Origin of the sequence: Bacillus sp. JJ1474 (genome assembly GCF_036965225.1) — a bacterium.
Classification (GTDB): domain Bacteria; phylum Bacillota; class Bacilli; order Bacillales; family Cytobacillaceae; genus Cytobacillus.
The window spans coordinates 1-4552 of the sequence record NZ_JBALPC010000235.1 but is presented as its reverse complement, the minus strand read 5'-3'; the positions used below and the strand labels follow the sequence as shown (position 1 = coordinate 4552).

Genomic DNA, 4552 nt, shown 5'->3' with positions numbered 1-4552 from the left:
TTCCTAAATAAACGCGCCCGATTGTTGAAGATCAATGGCTATGTACTTATGAACTCTAATACCTGTTACATTAAAAAGAAAAGCATTATTTGCTATGAATAATGCTTTTCTTCTTATGCTGTAACAACAAAAATAGTATAAATTTAGTCCATGTAATGTTTTTTAAAATCTGGATGGATAGAAAATTTACGGCGTAAATTCACTAGGTTTTTCCCAAAACTCTCCTCTAAAAGTTCTTTATGTTTCTCCATAATTTCCATAAGATACAAATCGTGAATGATGAATTCTGTAATTGGCATGACTAAACCTACATGCATTGTCCATGCTGCACGGCTATCTTTACCTAGCGAGACAATACCTGCTACTACTTCTGAATCATCTCCACTAATAACAATCCATCTTCCACCATACTCTTCTGTAATTTCATGACCCATATAATGGAGGTAAACATTAGCAAAATCAGATAAGATTTCCCCGTAAGCAATAATCGTTACATTGACCCCTCTTTTTGCTGCCAGTCTTAATTCAGACTCCAACTCTTCGAACTCTTCTTTCCAGACCTCTAAAAGAATTCTTTTTTTAGCAGATAATATACAAGCCTTTACCTTTTCGAGTATTTCATTGCGTCCCGTGATATTCCAAATATTTTCACGGTCATTTGCAGACCGTTCATACTCCGCTAATGATTTTTCTGCCAGTTCAAAATTTTCTTCTGCTTTCATTCGGCGGCTTTTAATTAGCTCCTTTGCAGGAACAGGCGTATATTGTGGTGTGTTTCCAGGACTAACCAGAATATCTCCTCGCATCGCGAGACTGTCCAGAACTTCATATATTCTTGAACGTGGTACACCGGAATTTTTTGCTACTGCATAGCCGGTTAGAGGCGATTCTTCCAATAAAGTAAGGTATGCTTTCGCTTCATATTCGGTAAAATTAAGATTTTTTAATATTTCTAAAATATTTTCTTTCATAAGCCCTCCAACAAAACCTTAGTCGCTACCTTTGTAACTAATATTTTAGCAAAATCTGTTGATTGTTTCCAAAATCATCTGATATACTTTACGAGTAGTTACCTAAGTAGTCACTATAATGAGAAGGAAGGAGAAATAGTATGGATAGCTTACTAACATACATATCAATTGCTGCAATGATGGTTATTATACCAGGGGCAGATACTATGCTCCTTGTGAAAAACACGCTTAGCTATGGTACAAAAGCTGGACGGTATACGGTTCTCGGAATGGCAACAGGGCTTTCTTTTTGGACGCTAATTGCTATTCTTGGATTATCTGTTGTCATTGCAAAGTCTGTCATTCTTTTTAGTACCATCAAATATCTGGGAGCCGCATACTTAATTTATTTAGGAATAAAAAGTTTTTTTGCTAAAAGCGTATTTTCTATAAAAGAAATTCAAGCTCAAGCAAATACACCTATTGAGTATTCAAATCGATATAATAAAGATTCCTTCATGCAAGCGTTACTTAGTAATATTCTTAATCCAAAGACTGTTATAGTTTATATCACAATCATGCCGCAATTTATCAATTTGAATGAAAATGTAGACCAGCAATTGATTGTATTAGCCTTAATCCTAACCCTACTCGCTGTATCGTGGTTTTTGGTTCTAGTTTATCTAATTGATTACGCCAAAAAGTGGTTGAACAACTCCAAATTCCAGAAGGCATTCCAAAAATCAACCGGTCTAATTTTAGTAGGTTTTGGCATAAAAACAGGAATTTGAATAAATTAACTAACGCATAATTTGATTCTCTCCGTTCAGAAATTTGAACGGTTTTTTTATTCATTTTGTCACAAAATCTTTCCTTCAATCGTCTTGAGGGTAGAACGAATGAAGGGGGAATTTTAATGGAAAAAGTTGATGTAGCCATCATCGGCGGTGGATTGGCAGGGTTAACGGCAGCCAATTACTTAGCAAAGGAAGGTAAAAATGTCATTGTATTTGATAAATCCAATCGTCTTGGCGGGCGATCCATGACTAATAACGAAAACGGTGCACTGTTTAACATCGGAGCTCATGCACTGTATTCGGGTGGAGAAGCTATGACTATTTTTAAAGAGCTTGGTGTTGAAATTAGTGGAAAAAATGCGATTGTTCAAACGCATGGTATTTGGAAAAACAAAGTGGTTCCCTTTGCAACTGGACTAGGTTCACTTCTCAAGTCTTCAGTGATTTCTTGGTCAGAAAAAATCCAATTTACTCAGTTGATCATTCAGATTTGGAAAATGAATATAGATAATATAATGACAGTTAGTTTAAGTGACTGGGCAGAAAAAGAAATAAAAAGTCCAATGATCAGGCACCATTTTTATGCATTATGCCGTACAACAACTTATACGTTTGCCCCGCATCTTCAGCTAGCCCGCCCCGTTTTAAGGCAACTTCAAAGAACACTGAAAACAGGTGTAATTTATGTCGATGGCGGTTGGGAGACCATCGTTGCGGATTTAAGAAAAAAGGCAGAAAGTCTAGGTGTAAAAATAAGATGTCATTGTAAGGTGGAAAAAGTAGAATCCAGACATCCATTAAACACCATTAAATGTGCAAGTGGCGAAACCATTGAAGCTGAGAATATTATTATAGCAGTACCACCTAATGAAGCCTGTCGTTTGCTTGAAAATTCTACACTATCTTTATGGAAAAGGCAGGCGGTTCCGATTACCGCAACGTGTTTGGATCTCTGTTTGACCCATTTGCCTAATCCAGACCATCAGTTTGTAATAGGCTTGGATCAGCCTATTTTTTTCACTAATGAATCCAGGGCCGCTAAAGTATGTAAAGAAGGTAATGCCGTTGTTCATTTAGTAAAATATCATGATCCGACATACCAGGGTTATGATCCTCTTACAAATAAAGAACAACTGGAAAAATTAATGGATCTCCTCCACCCAGGATGGAGGGAAGCGGTTATCACACAACAATTTTTGCCGAAAATCACCGTAGTGCATGATTTCCCAAGAGTTGGCCGGCATGATCCCATTGGACCTGAAGTTCCATCAACGCAAGGACTTTACATTGCAGGAGATTGGGCAGGCCATGATGAATTATTGGCTGATGGGGCTGTTGCGAGCGGAAAGCGGGCGGCCGCGCATATTCTGGAAAAAAGTAAAGTCTTAGTATGAGAGAGTGATTGATTTTGGAAATGGCCCAGGTTTATCAAACCTATAAACCATTACTATTCTCCTTAGCCTATAGGATGCTTGGGAGTGCAATGGATGCAGAGGACATCGTGCACGAAGCTTTTATTTTATTGGGAGAGGCGGATAACGAGACCAAAATTAATAATTTGAAGGCCTATTTATGTAAAATCGTAACGAATCGGTGCATTGATAAACTGCGATCCGCAGCAAAACAGCGGGAAGTCTATATTGGACAGTGGTTACCCGAACCAATTGTAGAAGATGATATAGACAATCCATCTATTTCTTTAGATAAAAAGGAATCCATATCGATGGCTTATTTATTGCTGTTACAACAATTAACCGAAGTTGAAAGAGCCGTTTTTCTGTTGCGTGAAGTCTTTCAATATGAATATGAAGACATTGCTTCAATCGTAGGGAAAAGCAGCACGAATTGCCGGCAGATTTTTCATCGGGCAAAAAAGGGAATTATGCACAAAACGCATTCTGAAAAGTCTGATAAACACCACTCGAAAACATATATAGAAAAATTTTCTCAGGCCGTCCTTGACGGAAATATTGATCTGATTCATGCGATGTTAACAAAGGATGCCGTTTTCTATTCGGATGGTGGCGGGAAAGTTACTGCTGCATTGCGGCCAATCTTCAGTGCGGATCATATTGCACGTTTCTTACTAGGCGTCATTACTAAACTTCCTGAGAATGCTGCTTACCAATTTAAAAATGTGAATGGCAGTCCGGGTATGGTCGTAATAATTGATGGAAGGATCGATTATGTGGTTTCAATTGAAGTAAACGATGGAAAAATAGCCAAGATTTACATGGTCTCGAATCCTGATAAACTAATTCATTTAAACAAATAATGTTATAAATGGGCCATCTGTTGTAGATGGCCTGAACTGTCGTTGGGCTAAAGGGGTATTTGTTGAATAGTTAATGACTAGTGAGACAAACGTTGTAATATTAGAATGGCGATAAATCAAGATTTTGTCTCATTTTGAATCAATGTTTGTGTCATTCAAAAGTGACACAAACATTGTAACCCTTACTTTATTTCACATCTATTTCAAAAATTTCGTCATAGAGAATTACCCCGTTTTTATCTACTCCTGCATCATTAGAATAGATATATGGAATGATCCTAAGTTTGGTTATGTTGTTTTCTAATGCTATAAATCTATAATAGTTAATATAACTTGAAGTCCGTGCGGAGAATTCTTGCAATTCCATCCCATTTTGATCTTCAATCCTAAAGTGAAGGTCATTAGAAATATCATTCATTTTGTAAGTAATCATTGTTGAAACAGGAGTTAATATCAACTCTTCTACCGTCACTTTCTGACCATCCTCTAGTGTAATATACTTATTAATTGGTATTGATTTCTTTTATGCC

Annotated in this window: 5 protein-coding genes; 3 read left to right on the top strand and 2 right to left on the bottom strand. The window is 37.0% G+C overall.

What is annotated here, in order from left to right:
* Window positions 1–143 precede the first annotated feature (143 nt).
* Window positions 144–971, bottom strand: coding sequence for a TrmB family transcriptional regulator (locus V7164_RS23130; protein WP_335355347.1), 828 nt, complete (start codon window positions 969–971; stop codon window positions 144–146).
* A gap of 140 nt (window positions 972–1111) precedes the next feature.
* Between V7164_RS23130 and V7164_RS23125 the strand changes: the two genes are divergently transcribed.
* From V7164_RS23125 to V7164_RS23115, 3 genes are all read left to right on the top strand, one after another.
* A complete protein-coding gene (locus tag V7164_RS23125; protein ID WP_335346790.1) occupies window positions 1112–1741 on the top strand; it encodes a homoserine/threonine efflux transporter in 630 nt (209 codons plus the stop codon).
* A 125-nt stretch (window positions 1742–1866) separates the two neighbouring features.
* A complete protein-coding gene (locus V7164_RS23120; RefSeq protein WP_335346789.1) occupies window positions 1867–3141 on the top strand; it encodes a phytoene desaturase family protein in 1275 nt (424 codons plus the stop codon).
* A gap of 14 nt (window positions 3142–3155) precedes the next feature.
* A complete protein-coding gene (locus V7164_RS23115; protein WP_335346788.1) occupies window positions 3156–4022 on the top strand; it encodes an RNA polymerase sigma-70 factor in 867 nt (288 codons plus the stop codon).
* 187 nt (window positions 4023–4209) lie between these two features.
* On the opposite strand, the gene V7164_RS23110 is transcribed toward V7164_RS23115, so the two are convergent.
* Complete coding sequence (locus V7164_RS23110; protein ID WP_438824743.1) at window positions 4210–4536, bottom strand: DUF5643 domain-containing protein; 327 nt, start codon at window positions 4534–4536, stop codon at window positions 4210–4212.
* Window positions 4537–4552 lie beyond the last annotated feature (16 nt).